General features: G+C 46.6%; 16 protein-coding genes. 4 read left to right on the forward strand and 12 right to left on the reverse strand.

The genetic code is table 11. The features are described from left to right. The first annotated feature begins 61 nt into the window (after positions 1 to 61). The 4 genes from L4C42_RS07960 to L4C42_RS07975 all read left to right on the forward strand — a co-directional run bounded on the left by L4C42_RS07960 (position 62) and on the right by L4C42_RS07975 (position 5,702). Positions 62 to 631 carry a PilZ domain-containing protein gene (locus L4C42_RS07960; RefSeq protein ID WP_418642063.1) on the forward strand — a complete coding sequence of 190 codons (570 nt, stop codon included), beginning with the start codon at positions 62 to 64 and terminating at the stop codon, positions 629 to 631. A 6-nt stretch (positions 632 to 637) separates the two neighbouring features. Beyond that, positions 638 to 4,093, forward strand: a complete 3,456-nt coding sequence (gene mfd, locus L4C42_RS07965) for a transcription-repair coupling factor (protein WP_353496624.1) — start codon at positions 638 to 640, stop codon at positions 4,091 to 4,093. A 124-nt stretch (positions 4,094 to 4,217) separates the two neighbouring features. Beyond that, positions 4,218 to 5,018 (forward strand): peptidoglycan binding protein CsiV, encoded by an 801-nt coding sequence (locus L4C42_RS07970; protein ID WP_418642062.1) that lies wholly within the window; start codon positions 4,218 to 4,220, stop codon positions 5,016 to 5,018. Positions 5,019 to 5,150: 132 nt separating this feature from the next. Next, on the forward strand, positions 5,151 to 5,702 hold the full coding sequence (locus L4C42_RS07975; RefSeq protein WP_429760076.1) for a GNAT family N-acetyltransferase: 552 nt from the start codon (positions 5,151 to 5,153) through the stop codon (positions 5,700 to 5,702). 98 nt (positions 5,703 to 5,800) lie between these two features. Here L4C42_RS07975 and ptsG read toward each other — a convergent pair whose 3' ends face one another. The 12 genes from ptsG to plsX form a co-directional block, all read right to left on the reverse strand. Further along, positions 5,801 to 7,234 carry a PTS glucose transporter subunit IIBC gene (gene ptsG, locus L4C42_RS07980; protein WP_353496626.1) on the reverse strand — a complete coding sequence of 478 codons (1,434 nt, stop codon included), beginning with the start codon at positions 7,232 to 7,234 and terminating at the stop codon, positions 5,801 to 5,803. Positions 7,235 to 7,689: 455 nt separating this feature from the next. Beyond that, a complete protein-coding gene (locus tag L4C42_RS07985) occupies positions 7,690 to 8,457 on the reverse strand; it encodes a TatD family hydrolase (RefSeq protein ID WP_353496627.1) in 768 nt (255 codons plus the stop codon). Between the two features lie 133 nt (positions 8,458 to 8,590). Continuing rightward, positions 8,591 to 9,544 carry a DNA polymerase III subunit delta' gene (gene holB / locus L4C42_RS07990; RefSeq protein WP_353496628.1) on the reverse strand — a complete coding sequence of 318 codons (954 nt, stop codon included), beginning with the start codon at positions 9,542 to 9,544 and terminating at the stop codon, positions 8,591 to 8,593. An 8-nt stretch (positions 9,545 to 9,552) separates the two neighbouring features. Beyond that, positions 9,553 to 10,185, reverse strand: coding sequence for a dTMP kinase (gene tmk, locus L4C42_RS07995; protein WP_429760078.1), 633 nt, complete (start codon positions 10,183 to 10,185; stop codon positions 9,553 to 9,555). 32 nt (positions 10,186 to 10,217) lie between these two features. Then, complete coding sequence (mltG, locus tag L4C42_RS08000; RefSeq protein WP_353496630.1) at positions 10,218 to 11,234, reverse strand: endolytic transglycosylase MltG; 1,017 nt, start codon at positions 11,232 to 11,234, stop codon at positions 10,218 to 10,220. Next, positions 11,228 to 12,034 (reverse strand): aminodeoxychorismate lyase, encoded by an 807-nt coding sequence (gene pabC, locus L4C42_RS08005; RefSeq protein WP_418642061.1) that lies wholly within the window; start codon positions 12,032 to 12,034, stop codon positions 11,228 to 11,230. Before pabC ends, mltG begins: the two co-directional genes overlap by 7 nt. 83 nt (positions 12,035 to 12,117) lie before the next feature. Beyond that, positions 12,118 to 13,359: a beta-ketoacyl-ACP synthase II gene (fabF, locus tag L4C42_RS08010; RefSeq protein ID WP_353496632.1), complete on the reverse strand. Its 1,242-nt coding sequence runs from the start codon at positions 13,357 to 13,359 to the stop codon at positions 12,118 to 12,120. A 95-nt stretch (positions 13,360 to 13,454) separates the two neighbouring features. Further along, a complete protein-coding gene (gene acpP, locus L4C42_RS08015) occupies positions 13,455 to 13,688 on the reverse strand; it encodes an acyl carrier protein (protein WP_004406112.1) in 234 nt (77 codons plus the stop codon). Positions 13,689 to 13,850: 162 nt separating this feature from the next. After that, positions 13,851 to 14,585, reverse strand: coding sequence for a 3-oxoacyl-ACP reductase FabG (gene fabG, locus L4C42_RS08020; RefSeq protein WP_353498714.1), 735 nt, complete (start codon positions 14,583 to 14,585; stop codon positions 13,851 to 13,853). 16 nt (positions 14,586 to 14,601) lie between these two features. After that, positions 14,602 to 15,525, reverse strand: a complete 924-nt coding sequence (gene fabD, locus L4C42_RS08025) for an ACP S-malonyltransferase (RefSeq protein WP_418642059.1) — start codon at positions 15,523 to 15,525, stop codon at positions 14,602 to 14,604. Between the two features lie 57 nt (positions 15,526 to 15,582). Further along, positions 15,583 to 16,533 (reverse strand): beta-ketoacyl-ACP synthase III, encoded by a 951-nt coding sequence (locus L4C42_RS08030; protein WP_112478343.1) that lies wholly within the window; start codon positions 16,531 to 16,533, stop codon positions 15,583 to 15,585. A gap of 5 nt (positions 16,534 to 16,538) precedes the next feature. Then, positions 16,539 to 17,564, reverse strand: a complete 1,026-nt coding sequence (plsX, locus tag L4C42_RS08035) for a phosphate acyltransferase PlsX (protein ID WP_353496634.1) — start codon at positions 17,562 to 17,564, stop codon at positions 16,539 to 16,541. Between the last annotated feature and the right edge of the window lie 7 nt (positions 17,565 to 17,571).

Consider the following 17,571-nt stretch of genomic DNA (forward strand, 5'->3'; position numbering starts at 1 on the left):
TTTTCTTGATAACTCACGGATACACAGAGATAATTAACAGATGTTGATTTAGGGAAAAACTATGCAGCACAACGACTTCTTTACCGTAAACGGACCGCTGAAAGCAAACATTGAACCACTCGCTATTGGCTCACAGCTTCCTGAATTAACGGACTATATCGCGGAGATCCCGCCTTCATTCGTCGCGTCAAGCGAGTTCAGCCAGCTTGATCAAAAAACGGATGCCGCTCAGCATGAGCTTAACCAGCACAATCTGAAACATGTCGCAGAGCTGCTTGAACAACAAAATAGCAAGCTCAATTTGCTGCTCAACTACATGATCGCACAGCAAGACGAGCCGGAGCTCCGTTATATCACCAAAAGCTTTGGCGCCAGCCAGTTAAGCTACGTTAATAGCGACGCCTTGCAGGTTGGACAATACGCCAAACTGAAACTGTTTTTAGATCATCCGCCTTCTGGCGTCTATTGTTATGCTGAAGTTACTCAAGTAGAGCCGCAAGACGACGGTTTCCTCATCACGCTTTCCTTTGTTCGTATTTTGGAAGAGCATCAAGACCTTCTTATTAAGGCAGCCTTACATCAGCAACAAAAACTGCTTCGTCAGCGCTCATTAGATAGAGAAAACAATTAATCCATTATGAGTCATTCTCCACTACTTCCACTGAATGCCCCGCAAGGCAAAGGTGATAAAAAACATCTCGGAAATCTGATTGGTGGCGCACTGGCGCTATCTATCGGTGAACACGCGTTAGCCCATAACCAGCACACCTTACTGGTAGTGCCGGATCCGCAGTTGGCGCTGAAACTTCAAGGTGAGTTAGAGCAGTTCTACCCGGGAGATGTTGCTCTTTTCCCGGATTGGGAAACACTGCCTTATGACAATTTCTCGCCGCATCAAGATATCATCTCCGATCGTATCGCCAGACTGTACGCCCTGCCGCAACAAGCCAACGGCATCACCATAGTGCCCGTGAGCACCTTGCTACAGCGCCAAAGCCCACGCGACTATCTGATGCAGCACACCTTGATGGTGAAAACGGGCGATCTGTTCTCTCTCGATAAGCTCAGAGTACAGCTAGAAAACTCAGGCTATCGTCATGTTGACCAAGTGTTTGGACCAGGTGAATACGCTAGCCGCGGATCGATTTTAGATCTCTACCCAATGGGCAGTTCTGCACCGTATCGCATCGATTTTTTCGATGATGAAATCGACACTATTCGCACCTTTGATCCTGAAAATCAGCGCTCAATTGAGGACATTTCAGAGATCCGCCTACTCCCAGCGCACGAATTTCCGACCACCAAAGAGGCCATCGAAGAGTTTCGAACTCGTTGGCGTCAGCAGTTTGATGCCAGACGAGAACCTGAATCCATCTACATGCAAGTCACGAAAGGGACTTGGCCTGCGGGTATCGAATATTGGCAACCGCTATTTTTTGATCACACGGAAACCTTATTTGATTATGTCAGTGATGACGCACAGGTCATCATGGTGGGAGAAGTAGAAACCGCCGTCGATAATTTCCTTGCCGATGTCGATAGCCGTTACGAGCAGCGTAAAGTCGACCCACTTCGACCATTGCTAGCACCCACAGAGCTATGGCTAGAAAAAGATGAGTTCTTTAGCCGCCTTAAGCAGTATCCACAGCTGCAATACCATACGGATGCGATCAAAGAGAAAGCAGGACGCAACAACGCCCCTGTTGAGGCGCTACCAGACATTACAGTGCAGCATCAGCTTAAAGAGCCGATGGCGCAGATCCGTCAATTCACCGAGCAGTTTAGCGGCAATATTGTCTTTTCGGTCGAATCTGAAGGTCGTCGAGAAGCACTACTTGAGCTACTGCATCGCATTAAGCTTCGCCCAGTTGAGCAGAGCAATCTGTCTGAAGCCCTTGCCAGTAATGAACGCTTCACTCTGATCATCGGCCAATGCGAGCATGGATTTCGCTACCAAGACAGCTTTGCACTTATCTGTGAAAGTGACATGTTGGGTGACCGTGTTATCCAACGCCGCAAGAAAGAAAAACGCTCCATAAACAGCGACACGGTAATTCGAAACCTCGCCGAGCTAAAACCAGGACAACCTGTGGTACACATCGACCACGGTATTGGCCGCTATGTCGGTTTACAGACGCTTGAAGCCGGCGGCATGACCACAGAATACGTAACGCTTGAGTATCAAAACGACGCCAAGCTCTACGTACCTGTTGCGTCACTTAACCTTATTGGTCGCTATTCTGGCGGCGCAGAAGAGTCCGCACCGCTGCACAAACTTGGTGGCGAGGCTTGGGCGAAAGCGCGCCGTAAAGCGGCAGAAAAAGTCCGTGACGTAGCCGCAGAACTGCTTGATGTCTATGCCAAACGTGAACTCAAGCCTGGCTACAAATTCAAGCTAGACCGTGACCAATACGCTACCTTTAAAGCTGGTTTCCCATTCGAAGAAACGGACGATCAAGCTCAGGCGATAAATGCGGTCATGTCGGACATGTGCCAACCAAAAGCGATGGATCGCCTAGTTTGTGGTGACGTAGGTTTTGGTAAAACAGAAGTCGCCATGCGAGCAGCCTTTGTCTCCACGGACAATGGCAAACAGGTTGCGGTTTTAGTCCCGACTACCCTACTCGCTCAGCAACACTTTGAGAACTTCCGCGATCGCTTTGCCAACCTGCCAATCCGAGTGGAAGTACTCTCGCGCTTTAAGTCGGCCAAAGAGCAAAAAGCGATTCTACAAGATGTCGCAGATGGCAAAGTCGATATCGTGGTGGGTACCCACAAGCTGCTGTCCAGTGATATTCGATTCAAAGATTTAGGTCTGCTGATCGTTGACGAAGAACACCGCTTTGGTGTTCGTCAGAAAGAGAAAGTAAAAGCGATGCGAGCGGATGTCGATATTCTGACGCTGACTGCAACCCCTATTCCAAGAACGTTGAATATGGCCATGAGTGGTATGCGAGACTTGTCTATCATCGCTACACCACCAGCCAGACGACTTGCGATTAAAACGTTTGTACGTCAAAGCGAAGATAGCGTGGTTAGGGAAGCGATTCTTCGTGAGATCATGCGTGGTGGTCAAGTCTACTTCCTACACAACCAAGTAGAAACCATCGAGAAAGTGGCCGCTGATCTTGAAAAACTGGTTCCAGAAGCCCGCGTCACGGTCGCTCACGGTCAAATGCGGGAACGCGAACTAGAGCGCGTGATGAACGACTTTTATCATCAGCGGTTCAATTTGCTAGTGTGTACCACCATTATAGAAACTGGCATCGATGTTCCAACGGCTAACACCATCATTATGGATAGAGCCGATAACTTGGGTCTTGCGCAGCTGCACCAACTTCGTGGCCGTGTGGGTCGTTCGCACCACCAAGCTTATGCATATATGCTCACTCCGCATCCTAAAGCCATGACCAAGGATGCTATCAAGCGTTTAGATGCTATCGCTTCACTCGAAGACTTGGGCGCTGGTTTCACGCTTGCCACACACGATTTAGAAATACGTGGTGCGGGTGAATTACTGGGTGATGAACAAAGTGGCCAAATTCAGTCTGTTGGCTTCTCACTGTATATGGAAATGCTTGAACAGGCAGTTGAAGCGCTTAAAGAAGGTCGAGAGCCTTCGCTAGACGATCTGCTGCGTGAGCAAACCGAAGTTGAGCTACGGATCCCTGCGCTACTCCCAGACGATTACATTCCAGACATTAACACCCGCTTGTCGATGTATAAACGCATTGCGAGTGTGGGCAATGAAGATCAACTTAACGAACTTAAGGTCGAGCTTATCGACCGCTTTGGTCTACTTCCTGATGCAGCGAAACACCTACTGGAAGTTGCCAAAATGAAGCTTCGTGGCGGGTCGCTGAAAGTGAAGAAAGTAGAAGCGCATGAGAAAGGCGGCTATATTGAGTTTTATCCAGACGCTGACATTAACCCAGCCTTCTTAGTTAAACTACTGCAAGCTCAACCGACCAAGTTTGCGATGGAAGGGCCAACCAAGTTTAAGTTTATGGAGTCATTGACCGATCGCCGTAAGCGCTTGAACTACTTAAACAGCATGCTTGATGAGTTTGAAGCCAATCGACTACCGGCCTAAACGACACAAGTAGAGCCTTGCCGAAACATAAAGCTGATGAATGGCACAAATTGTTTCGGCAACACTTTGTATTAATTGATATACTGGATCCCACTCACCGACAGTGGCCATCAATGGAGAAACAATGAAAAAACTGATCCCACTGCTACTCCTATTGGTCTCTATGCCAAGCTTGGCACAGAGACAATTTGACATAGAAGTGATCGTTTTTAAGCGCGCCATCAATCCTGAAAAAGTGAATGAGTCATGGCCAAACGATGTGGCAGACATTGACTTTAGTCGCGCCGGCTCTCTTAACGATGCGAGTTATCGCGCGTCAAAAAATGTCACCGTGTTGCCGACAGCCTCTTTTCAGTTAAACGAAGAAGCCAATAAGCTTAAGAATCATGCGGGTTACACTGTATTGCTTCATAAAGCCTGGCGCCAAGGCGACAATGGTAAAGGCTCTGCACCTATCTTCCATCTTCGAGCAGGTAAAGACTACTCCACTGAGTTTTACTCTGACGGCTCTGAAAAAGGCAGCCTAAGCAACACATCATCACCCGTTGAAGGCGTAACTGAGCAAGCCATCGATAAACCACTGTATGAGCTTGATGGAAAACTGCAGATTTATGTTCAGCACTACCTCTATGCAGAGGCGCAACTTGACCTTAAATCACCAAGTACCAAACAAGTAGTTGTTGAAGCACCATTAAGCGAAGCTCCAATAGAAATTACAAACACAGAAACAACCACCGATGCCGCGCAGCCAGACAGTAATGTTATCGCTGGTAATCTCGAAGCCATTGAGCCACAACGTGAAACATTGACCTTCTTGAAAGACTATCGCCTGGATCAGAAACGTCGTATGCGCAGTAGTGAAACTCACTATCTCGATCACCCATTAATGGGAATGATCATTCAAGTACGACGTGTTCAAAACTAGTCGATACACAATCTTCTAGATACACTCTCTTCTAAAGACTCGCATTGCGAGTCTTTTTTTATTTCATTTCCCCAACTCTCAAAAAGCCAATAGAGCTGTGAACTCACTCGCATAAACGTTTATACTTTGGCTATGAACGTCAATTACACCATATACACCAAGCGCTTATGCTTACGTCTGCTAACACCAGACCATGTACCGCAGTTTGCAAACGCGATCCAAACCTCACCGTCACTTCATCAGTGGATTGATTGGTGCCACTCCAATTACACCGAAGAAGAAGCATTGGAGTTTATTAGTGCCACGCGGCTCAATTGGGTAAAAGCGTCGGCATTTGGCTTTGCACTGTTTAGTCGCGATAGTGACGAGTTTCTCGGTATGGCCGCATTCAATGAGTTTTATCATACCTTCAACATGGGAAGCCTAGGCTACTGGCTTAAGGATTCGGCGCAGCACCAAGGCTACGCCCTGGAGGCGATGGATGCGATTATTGAATTTGCCTTTGCTCACCTACTCCTAACGCGCTTAGAGATTGTCTGTGACCCGGACAACTCGCCTAGTCACCATCTTGCAGAGCGTTTGGGGGCAACCTTCGAATGTGTCGCGCAGAATCGCTACATCTTTAACGGCAAGCCGAAAGCAGGAATGGTCTACTCGATTATACCAAACACGCGCAGGGTATAGAGCCAACTTCAATTAGCATCTTATCTAACGGGTCAGATTCGAAACAAAAAAAAAGGAAGCTTACGCTTCCTTTTTTCGTTCATTTTGGATTGAGCTGATTAGCCGTGGTTGCGAATCCACTCATCCATGTCTGTTTTCAGGTTGTCAGACTTGGTACCGAAGATAGCTTGAACACCACCAGATACTACAACTACACCTGCAGCACCAAGTTGCTTAAGCTTGTCTTGGTCAACGATTTCAGTGTCTGCTACAGCAACACGTAGACGTGTGATACATGCATCTAGACCTGTGATGTTCGCTTTACCGCCGAACGCTGCAACTAGTTCACCAGCCATTTCGTTACCAGAAACTTCTACACCAGCTTCTTCAGTTTCGTCTTCACGGCCTGGAGTCTTAAGGTCCATTGCAGTGATTACTGTGCGGAATACGAAGTAGTAGATTGCTGCGTATACTAGACCAACACCAATCATTAGACCAAGTTTCTGAGAGTTACCAGACAGAACTAGGAAGTCAATTAGACCGTGTGAGAATGAAGTACCGTGTACAAAACCTAGAGTGTTTGCAACAACGTATGCAGAACCAGCTAGTAGAGCGTGGATTCCGTATAGTAATGGAGCTACGAATAGGAACGAGAATTCGATTGGCTCAGTGATACCTGTTAGGAACGATGTTAGAGCAGCAGAAGCCATGATACCCATAACTTTAGCGCGGTTCTCAGGCTTAGCACAGTGTGCAATAGCGATTGCAGCAGCTGGTAGACCGAACATCTTGAACATGTAACCACCCGCTAGCTGACCGAAGCCATTACCAGCAGCACGAGACGCTTCGTCTGCAACTAGGTAACAAGTTAGTACGCCGTTTTGAGTTTCGCCTGCAGCGTTAACACAAGTACCTGCTTCGAAGAAGAACGGTACGTTCCAAACGTGGTGTAGACCGAATGGGATTAGAGAACGCTCAACAACACCGTAGATACCGAATGCTAGTTGTGGGTTTTGCTCTGCAGCCCAGTGAGAGAATGCACCGATAGCAGCACCGATTGGTGGCCATACGATAGATAGGATGATACCTAGTGCAATCGCAGTGAAACCAGTGATGATTGGCACAGCACGCTTACCAGCGAAGAAGCCAAGGTACTCTGGAAGTTGGATTTTGAAGAAACGGTTGAATGCCCAAGCAGCCACACCACCGACAAGGATACCACCTAGTACACCTGTATCGATTTTCTCAACGCCCATAACACCAGCCATAACGCTTAGCGTTGCAGTCATGATGCCGTAACCAACGATAGCAGCTAGACCTGCAACACCGTCGTTGTTAGTAAAGCCAAGTGCTACACCTACAGCGAATAGCAATGCCATTTGGCCGAATACTGAGCCACCAGCTTGTTCCATAAGGTTAGAAACTACTTCTGGAATGAAGCCAAGGTTGGCAGCACCTACCCCAAGAAGAATACCTGCAACTGGTAGTACCGATACTGGCAGCATCAGAGACTTACCAACTTTTTGCAGGTTAGCAAAAAGGTTCTTAAACATGTTTATGCTCCTGATAAAGTTATTAGTATTTATGGGCTCTAACGGCACACCCCCGTAGCCTAAATGTTAGCACCCATAGAAAATGTAACCACGATTCGAATTATATTTTCTGCCTCTAAATATATCTTGATGGCACTCAAGGTTTCTACACACTTACGAAATTTAGTTTCAAAACTACGCATAGATCACGTTTCGAATCACCTTGTGTAATGGTTTTCAGGCGCCTTAAATAATTGAAAAGTAAAGGAATTATAATTATATCAATTAATTTCACTGAGTGAATAAAATAGGCTTCTAAGTTATTTTACGTAACATAATTACAGTTTGTGCAGAATCACCTCTTTTTTCTCAACAGAAATCGTTAACATTAAATTTATTTGAACTTTTCAATTTTTTTCGACAAAAAAGGCGCAAATTGCGCCCTTAGTAACCACATGTGTCAAAGTTGTTATTTCCTAGCTCAAAAAAAGATCGCGGTAATTTTTGCTGGTTTTTTCAGCGACCTCAGACAATGACACCCCTTTGAGCTGCGCGATATAGGCTGCAACTTCGACAACATACGCTGGTTGGTTCTCTTTTCCGCGGTGCGGAATAGGCGCAAGATACGGAGAGTCCGTCTCAATAAGCAGGCGTTCTAACGGTAATTGTTTCACGACTTCTTTGAGTTCTTTTGCTTGTCTGAAGGTAACAATACCTGAAATCGAGATATAAAAGCCCAGCTCCATAGCCGCTTTCGCGAAAGGCAAGTCCTCAGTAAAGCAATGGATCACGCCACCACAACGCTCTGCATGACCATTTTTTAGTATATCAAGAGTGTCTTGACGTGCGTTGCGAGTATGAATGATGAGCGGTTTATTCACGTCAACCGCAACGTCAACTTGCTGCTCAAAGCGACGTTTCTGAAGCTCTGCTGTGTCTGGTTGGTAGTGATAGTCCAGCCCAGTTTCACCAACAGCCACAACACGTTCGTCAGCCACATAACGTTTAAATTGTTCTAGCGAAAAATTACTTTCTACGTCCAGAGGATGAACGCCACAAGATGCCATAATTTGCGGGTATGGCTTGATAAGCTCCATCATCGCTGGAAAAGAATCTAGCGTAACACCTACGGATAAGAGCTGTTCGACGTTCGCTGCTTTGGCTTTATTCAGTACGTCTTGAATACCATCGTGTAGCTCGTCGTAGTTGAGCTTATCAAGATGACAATGTGAATCTACAAACATAATAATTTACTTAATTAACTATGAAAAATTTGAGGAATACGGAGCTGGTATGGAGTTAGACAATCGGTTTGGCCTAACCCATAGGGTAGACCAAGACCGTGTGTAAGGTTAGAACGAGACGAAAATTAAGCAACTAAAAACGGTATAACCAGTTCGTCATCAAGAGTTCAGTATTGAGGCCACTAGAGATCGACAGCTGCTGCTTTAGCTCAGCGAGAGCCTCCGCCTGTTGAAACAAGGTTTGATAGTCGAAATGTGCCGCTAACCGCTTCGCCTCTGATATTGTCGTGTCATCGGTTACACCAAGCGCCTGTTTTTGCGCACTCACCAACACGAGCCAAAGCCAAGAAAGCTGAACGTCGACAGCCACATCGCTCTTTACTAAGCTCGTCATCAATGACGACACGTCCGTTTGACCACTAATCACGACTTGGATAAAGGACTCAAGCAGACTATTAAAGACTTTCTCATGACCTTGCTCTATAAAAGCCTTCATCACTAAAGGCTCGCTCTGACAGAGGTAGGCAGCCTGAGGTGATACGTCTTTATTAAGTTGCTGACTCACCCACTCACAAGCAGCTTGCTGTGTCGGAGCAGCAATTGGCCAAGCCTCACAACGACTTCTTATCGTCGGCAGCAAACGTTGTGCGTTGTCCGTTGACAGAATAAACACACAGGAGCTTGATGGCTCTTCGAGCGTTTTTAACAAAGCATTAGCTGCAGAGGCATTCATACGCTCTGCTTGTGGAATCACAATCACTCGGTAGCCCCCAAATTGGGAGGACTCTAGTGCCCACTTATTAGCTTGGCGAATTTGTTCAACAGAAAGCGTCTTTTTATCCTTCTCAGGCAGCACCATATGCACGTCAGGATGTGATTCTGAACGGATTAAGCTACAGGCATGACAAAATCCACACGGCTCAGACGCATCATTCTCGCACATCAGCCCGCTAACATAGCGATCAATCAATGCTTGAGGTGCAAGACCCGGTTTAGCCTGTAATAGCATCGCCCCCGAGATGTGAGCTCGTTCTAAGTTGGACTTAAGTTGCTGCCAAGTGGTCGTGTGCCAAGGATACGCGTACATAACCTTTCCTATTGCTGTGCTAACCAAACTTTAACCGCTTGGCGAATATCCGCTTGAACCGAATCGATATCTTGGCTGGCATCAATAGTCACAATGCTCGAATCCTCACTCGCTAAATTCAAGTATCGTTCGCGAGTGCGCTCAAAAAAGCTAATGTCCATTTTTTCAATGCGATCCAATTCACCACGGCCACGAGCACGCTCAAGACCGAGACGTGGCTCAATGTCTAAATACAAAGTAAAGTCTGGCTTAAAGCTACCAAGCGCGATCTGCTTTAACGACGACATAATATCGGCATCAATTTGACGACCGCCGCCCTGATACGCCTGCGATGACAGATCATGACGATCCCCTATCACCCAAGCGCCCTTTTGCAGCGCTGGCTTAATCACGGTTTCTACAAGCTGAATACGAGCGGCATACATCAATAGAAGCTCTGAGCGATCTTGCAGCGCTTCACCTGGCTGTTCTTCTTTAACCAAGGCACGCATTTTCTCTGCCAACAAAGTACCGCCTGGCTCACGGGTGTTCTCTATGTGCTCAATACCGGCAGCGTCGAGCTCTTCACGAAGAACATTAATCGCAGAGCTTTTACCTGCGCCTTCCAGACCCTCAATAACTATGAATTTACCTTGAGGAATGAATTTACCTTGAGGAATATATTTACCTTGGTTCATTTTCGACTTCTTAACTGTTTTAAATACTGTTGGACCGCACGATTGTGGTCGCGTAAGTTCTTAGAAAACACATGGCCGCCAGTGCCACTAGCAACAAAATAGAGATAGTTGCTGTCTTCTGGATTCACTGCCGCCATGATAGATGCTTTGCCTGGCATTGCAATCGGTGTTGGTGGCAGCCCATTGATAACATAGGTATTATAAGGCGTGCGCTCACGAAGATCTTTCTTACGAATATTACCATCATATCTATCGCCCATGCCGTAAATTACAGTTGGGTCAGTTTGAAGGCGCATACCTTTGTTCAAGCGGTTCACAAACACTGATGCGACACGTTCACGTTCAGACGGAACAGAGGTCTCTTTTTCAATGATTGAGGCTAAAATTAAGGCTTCGTACTGATTATTTAACGGCAGTTTCTCTTGTTTCTGCTCCCAGCTCGCGTTGAGTATTTTTTCAAGCTTACTGTTAGCACGTTTTAAGATATCTAGATCGCTATCACCAACCGAATAATGATACGTTTCTGCAAGGAACAAGCCTTCAAGCTTTTCATGTTCAATACCCAGAGCCTTGGCAATTTCAGCCTCTGTCATTTCCTCTGTCGCATGCTTTAAATGCTCAGCAGTTGTAAATTGCTGGCGCCATTCTTTAAACGTTGAGCCTTCGATAAAGGTAATAGCGAGTTGATACTCTTGACCATGGATGATTTCGCTTATCGCCTGTTCGAAACTCATGCCCGGTCTAAGCTCAAATGTTCCAACTTTAATCTTGGTAAGCTCAGGGTGAAAACGACGGATCAATGGCTCAAAATCTGTTGGCTTTATCCATTGGTTGGTGACGAATTTACCTATTATCGTATTGAGACTATTCCCACGCTGAACAGTCACCAACTCAGGCTGTTCTATATTGAGCGGTTGAGTGATAAATGTTTCAACACTGTTCTTCACATATACAAAGCCGCCAGCGGCTATCGCACATAGCACGATGACGAGTAATACAAACTTCTTTAGCACAGACTTAACTTCTCCTGGATCTGTTTTGTTAGTGAGCCTTTGACAAACTCAACTTCCCTAATTTTTATGACGGGCGCAACCCCTAGAATACAATTGGTAACGAAAACCTCATCGGCATCTAGAACCGTCTCGAGACGAAACTGACCCACGGTCACTGAGTAGCCAAGTGAGCTCATCGCTTCAAGCACTTGTTCACGCATAACGCCGGAAACACCCGCAAGCGAAAGATCAGCAGTAAACAGTTGCTGAGACTTAACCCAAAACAGATTCGCCATTGTGGTTTCTATGACATTGGCCTCCAAATCGAGGACGATGCCATCTAGATAGCCCGCATCTTCTACATTGGATTTCGCTAGAATTTGTTCGAGTCGGTTATTGTGTTTCAAACCGGCCAATAATGGACTGTGCCCCAACACAACGTCTGAAACCGTCATTTCGACGCCATTTTGTCGAAGTTCGTTATATTTTTCCGGATATTCAAAGCAGCTTACCGTTACGAAAGGGCCATGGTTGACCTTGGCACTGTAGCCTCGACCACCTTCTCCTCGACTTACGTGTAGCTTGATGCCTGCTTGGGCATCGGGCAGAGCTAGGCTTTCAATATCGTCACGCAAAGCGTGCCAATCCACGGGTTCAATACGCAATGCTTCGAGCGCCTGTTCCATACGCTTCACGTGCTGCGCCCACAGTTGAAGTTTGCCATCTCGCGTCAAGATCGTTGTAAAGCAGCCGTCACCGTATTGAAAACTTCTGTCACTTACCGAAATCCTTTCGATAGGCTGACCATCACGCCAATGCATACTGTTCCCTTAAAATAACAAAACGGCTCAATGCTAAGCATCAAGCCGTTTAAATACAAGTCTCTTATCTCAACGAGTAGATATTACATCTTTTTGAAGATTAGTGAGCCGTTTGTACCGCCAAAACCGAACGAGTTACACAATGCGTATTCCATTTCCACTTTACGTGCTGTATGTGGTACTAGATCCACATCGCACTCTGGGTCTGGATTATCGAGGTTAATCGTTGGTGGCACGATTTGGTCAACCAAAGACATGATTGTGATAATTGCTTCAGCTGAGCCTGCAGCACCAAGAAGGTGACCTGTCATCGATTTTGTAGACGATACCAATACTTTCTTCGAGCCTTCTTCACCAAGTGCACGTTTAATGCCTTTGATTTCAGCTACGTCACCCGCAGGTGTTGACGTACCGTGTGCGTTTACATAACCGATTTGCGCGCCAGTAAGGCCTGCATCACGAAGTGCCGCTTCCATTGCTAGTGCGCCACCAGAACCATCTTCGCTTGGAGATGTCATGTGATAAGCGTCACCGCTCATACCGAAACCAACAAGCTCAGCATAGATCTTAGCACCGCGCGCTTTAGCGTGTTCGTACTCTTCAAGTACGATCACTCCAGCACCATCACCAAGTACAAAGCCGTCACGATCCACATCCCAAGGACGAGATGCTTTCTGAGGTTCGTCATTACGAGTTGACAGAGCTTTCGCAGCACCAAAACCTGCCATACCAAGAGGTGTAGACGCTTTCTCAGAACCGCCTGCAACCATAGCTTCAGCGTCACCGTATGCGATCATACGAGCCGCATGACCAATGTTGTGTAAGCCAGTAGTACAAGCTGTTGAGATGGCAATGTTAGGACCACGTAACCCAGCGAGAATAGAAAGTTGACCAGCAACCATGTTTACAATAGTCGAAGGGACAAAGAAAGGACTTACGCGACGAGGGCCTTTCGATACCAACGCTTGATGACCCGCTTCGATGAGATCAAGACCGCCAATACCAGAACCGATCGCAACACCGATACGGTGTTGGTTATCTGGCGTGACGTCTAGACCAGAATCTTTAAGAGCGTGCATACCTGCCACAATGCCGTATTGGATAAACAAATCCATTTTCTTGGCATCTTTTTTAGACACGTACTCACTGCCGTCAAAGTCTTTAACTAAGCCTGCGAAACGAGTTGAGAAATCGGTTGTATCGAAATGTTCAATATTTACGATACCACTCTTGCCCTCAAGAAGGGCTTTCCATGAAGATTCTACGGTGTTGCCTACCGGTGACAACATACCCATGCCAGTGACAACAACACGACGCTTGGACACGATTTTTTCTCCGGGATATTTGTGATTCTATTTGAAAGGATAGAAGACGTTTAAAAAAAACACAGGCGGCCATGGTGGCCGCCTAGAAAGAGATATTACTGAGCGCTGTTTACGTAGTCGATAGCAGCTTGAACAGTAGTGATCTTCTCAGCTTCTTCATCAGGAATCTCAGTGTCGAATTCCTCTTCTAGAGCCATTACTAGCTCAACTGTGTCTAGAGAGTCAGCACCTAGATCGTCAACGAAAGAAGCTTCGTTTTTAACTTCTGCTTCGTCTACACCTAGCTGTTCAACAATGATTTTCTTTACGCGTTCTTCGATGTTGCTCATTTTAATTTTCCTTTACAGATTTCGCTCTATGCGATGTTTCCGTAGTTTATTCGAACTGTTGAAAGTTGCAAGGGGGTCCTTGCTGGTCAAACCACAATTTTAGCGAATTTAACCGAAATTCAGCACATTTTTGACTTAAATCATGCACAAATGTTGCACAGATCAAACCATGTACATGCCACCATTTACGTGAAGAGTCTCACCTGTGATGTAAGCCGCTTCTGGCGATGCAAGAAATGCAACAGCCGAAGCGATTTCACGAGGGTCACCTAAACGGCCAGCAGGCACGTTCGCTAGTGTAGCAGCTCGTTGCTCATCATTCAGTGCTTTTGTCATGTCTGTTTCAATAAAACCAGGTGCAACTGTGTTGACTGTTACACCACGTGAAGCTACTTCACGTGCCATAGACTTGGTAAAGCCGATAACGCCTGCTTTTGCTGCTGCGTAGTTTGTTTGACCTGCGTTACCCATAGTGCCCACAACAGAGCCTACGTTGATAATACGGCCTTGACGTTTCTTCATCATGCCACGCAGTACCGCTTTAGATAGGCGGAAGATAGACGTAAGGTTCGTGTCCATGATATCCGTCCACTCATCGTCCTTCATACGCATTAGAAGGTTGTCACGAGTGATGCCTGCATTGTTAACCAGAATGTCGATAGCACCGAATTCTTCGTTAATTTGCTTTAGAACAGCTTCGATTGAGTCGGTATCTGTCACGTTAAGAGCTAGACCCTTACCGTTATCACCTAGATATTCACTGATTGCTGCTGCGCCGTTCTCTGACGTAGCTGTACCAATTACCTTTGCACCGCGCTCTACAAGTAGCTCAGCGATTGAGCGACCAATACCACGGCTTGCACCTGTTACTAGGGCAATTTTGCCTTCAAGGTTCATCATTATTGGATTCCTTTTATTTTGCAGCTTCAAGTGACGCAGCGTCGTTTACTGCTGCAGCACTTAATGTCTTAACGATACGCTTAGTTAGACCCGTTAGAACCTTACCTGGGCCAAATTCTAGCAGTTTCTCTACACCTTGCTCGCTCATCTTCTCTACACCTTCAGTCCAGCGAACTGGGCTGTGTAGCTGACGTACAAGTGCGTCTTTAATTTTTGCAGGATCAGTCTCTGCTGCCACATCAACGTTATTGATAACTGGAACAGATGGTGCGTTGAATTCAATCGCCTCTAGAGCAACGGCTAGCTTCTCTGCTGCTGGCTTCATCAGCGCACAGTGAGAAGGTACCGACACAGGAAGAGGAAGTGCACGTTTCGCACCCGCTTCTTTACACAATACACCAGCACGCTCAACTGCCGCTTTGTTACCGGCAATCACGACTTGACCAGGTGAATTGAAGTTTACTGGAGAAACCACTTCACCTTGCGCTGCTTCTTCACACGCTTTAGCAATAGATTCATCATCTAGACCGATGATCGCGTACATAGCGCCAACACCAGCTGGTACGGCTTCTTGCATTAGCTGACCGCGCAGCTGAACAAGCTTAATGGCTTCTTTGAAGTCAATCACACCTGCACAAACTAGTGCAGAGTATTCACCTAAGCTGTGGCCTGCGACGAGCACTGGCTGAGCAAGGCCTTGCTCTTGCCATACACGCCAGATAGCGACAGAGGAAGCTAGCAACGCTGGCTGTGTACGATGTGTCTGATTAAGATCTTCAGCAGATCCATTTTGAACCAATGCCCAAAGGTCGTAACCTAGTGCATCTGATGCTTCTGCAAATGTCGCTTTCACGATCTCATGTTGCTCGCCAAGCTCTGCAAGCATGCCAATTGTTTGTGAACCCTGACCTGGGAACACGATTGCAAAATTACTCATCGTTATTTCCTTAAACAACGCAATCTATGACTTTTATACCGTTTGGTTTGGGCAGAGTTAGAAGCGAACGAGCGCCGAACCCCAAGTAAACCCACCACCAAACGCTTCTAATAACAGGTTTTGTCCACGCTTAATTCGGCCATCACGCACTGCTTCATCGAGTGCAGTCGGTACCGTAGCGGCTGACGTATTACCGTGACGATCAAGTGTCAATACGACTTGATCCATCGACATACCAAGTTTCTTCGCTGTTGCGGCAATAATGCGATAGTTCGCTTGATGAGGCACTAGCCAATCGAGATCTTCTTTACTCATCCCATTGGCTGCTAGTGTGTCTTTCACCAATTTAGATAGCTGGGTTACCGCTACCTTAAAGACTTCGTTGCCTGACATGTTGAGCCATTTATCTAGCTCACCACCACGAACTGGCATTTCAAGGCTAAGCAAATCGCCAAAACGGCCATCTGCATAAAGATGTGTCGAGATAATTCCTGGTTCTTCGCTTGCACCAAGAACCACGGCGCCTGCAGCATCGCCAAACAAAATAATAGTAGAGCGATCAATCTCTTCAACAGTTTTTGATAGACAATCTGAACCGATCACCAATACGTTTTTACACATACCAGAGCGGATATGCTGATCGGCAACTGATAACGCATAAACAAAACCAGTACATGCTGCCGCCATATCGAATGCAGGACAACCTTGAATACCAAGTTTTGCTTGAACTTGACATGCAGACGACGGAAACGCGTGGCTGCTACTTGTCGTTGCAACAATGATCAGATCGATATCGTTTTTATCGATACCTGCCATTTCAATCGCTTTTAGCGACGCTTCATAGCCCATATCCGCGACGGTTTCGTCTTCGGCGGCAATGCGACGCTCTTTAATGCCTGTGCGAGTGACAATCCATTCATCTGTCGTGTCTACCATTTTCTCTAGATCGGCATTGGTGCGGATCTGAGATGGCAGGTAGCTGCCCGTACCTAAAATTTTGCTATACATGAAGACTAATACTGCCTCTCGAGTAACACTGCTTCTAGACGATCGCTTATTTGGTTTGGCACTTGGCGCTTAACCTCGTGAACCGCTTCGCCTATTGCATTAACAAGCGCCGAAATATCAGCGCTTCCGTGGCTTTTTATGACAATGCCGCGCAATCCTAACAAACTTGCTCCGTTATACTGGTCGGGGTTCAGTGCTTTTACTTCACTTAACATGTCAGAAAACAGTAATCTGGCTATCCATCCTTTGATGGTTGACGTAGCCAACTTCGCTTTAAGTTTGTCCAAAACAAACTGCGCAGTTCCTTCGCACGCTTTCAATGTGGTATTACCAACAAATCCATCGCAAACGATAACATCAGCACAGTCGCTCAATAACTCATTACCCTCAACGAATCCAATATAGTTAATGGATGGGCATTGTGTCAGCATTTCTGAGCAACGTTTGACCAAATCATTACCCTTAATTTCTTCGGCACCAATATTGAGAATGGCAACGCGAGGGCAGCGTCCCAAATGTTGCTGTGCAAGTGCACTACCCATGACAGCGAACTGAAATAGAGAGTCTGCATCAACCGACGCGTTTGCGCCCAAGTCGAGCATCCAGGTTTTTGCACCGGATTGGGTTGGCAGTGCCGTAACTAAAGCGGGTCTATCAATGCCTGGGAGAAGTTTGAGACGATATCGTGACAACGCCATCAATGCGCCAGTATTTCCGCCACTAACACATGCGTCAGCGTGCTCAGATTCAACTAAATCCAAGGCAATACGCATCGACGTATCGTGACTGTTTCTTAAGGCGAAGGAAGGCTTTTCGGAATTCGAAATGACTCGGTCACTATGCATCACCTCAAGGCGAGGGCTGCGTTGGTAACCTAAATGTTTGAGTTGCGTGTTTATTGACGGCGTGTCGCCAACAAGCACCACTTTTAGCTCTGGGAAATGCGACAGTGCCTGCACGGCGGCAGGCACTGTTACGGAAGGACCGAAGTCCCCGCCCATTGCATCAAGTGCAACGGTTATATTATGCAAAGGTCAA

Source organism: Vibrio wakamikoensis, from assembly GCF_050337275.1.
GTDB classification, from domain to species: domain Bacteria; phylum Pseudomonadota; class Gammaproteobacteria; order Enterobacterales; family Vibrionaceae; genus Vibrio; species Vibrio chaetopteri.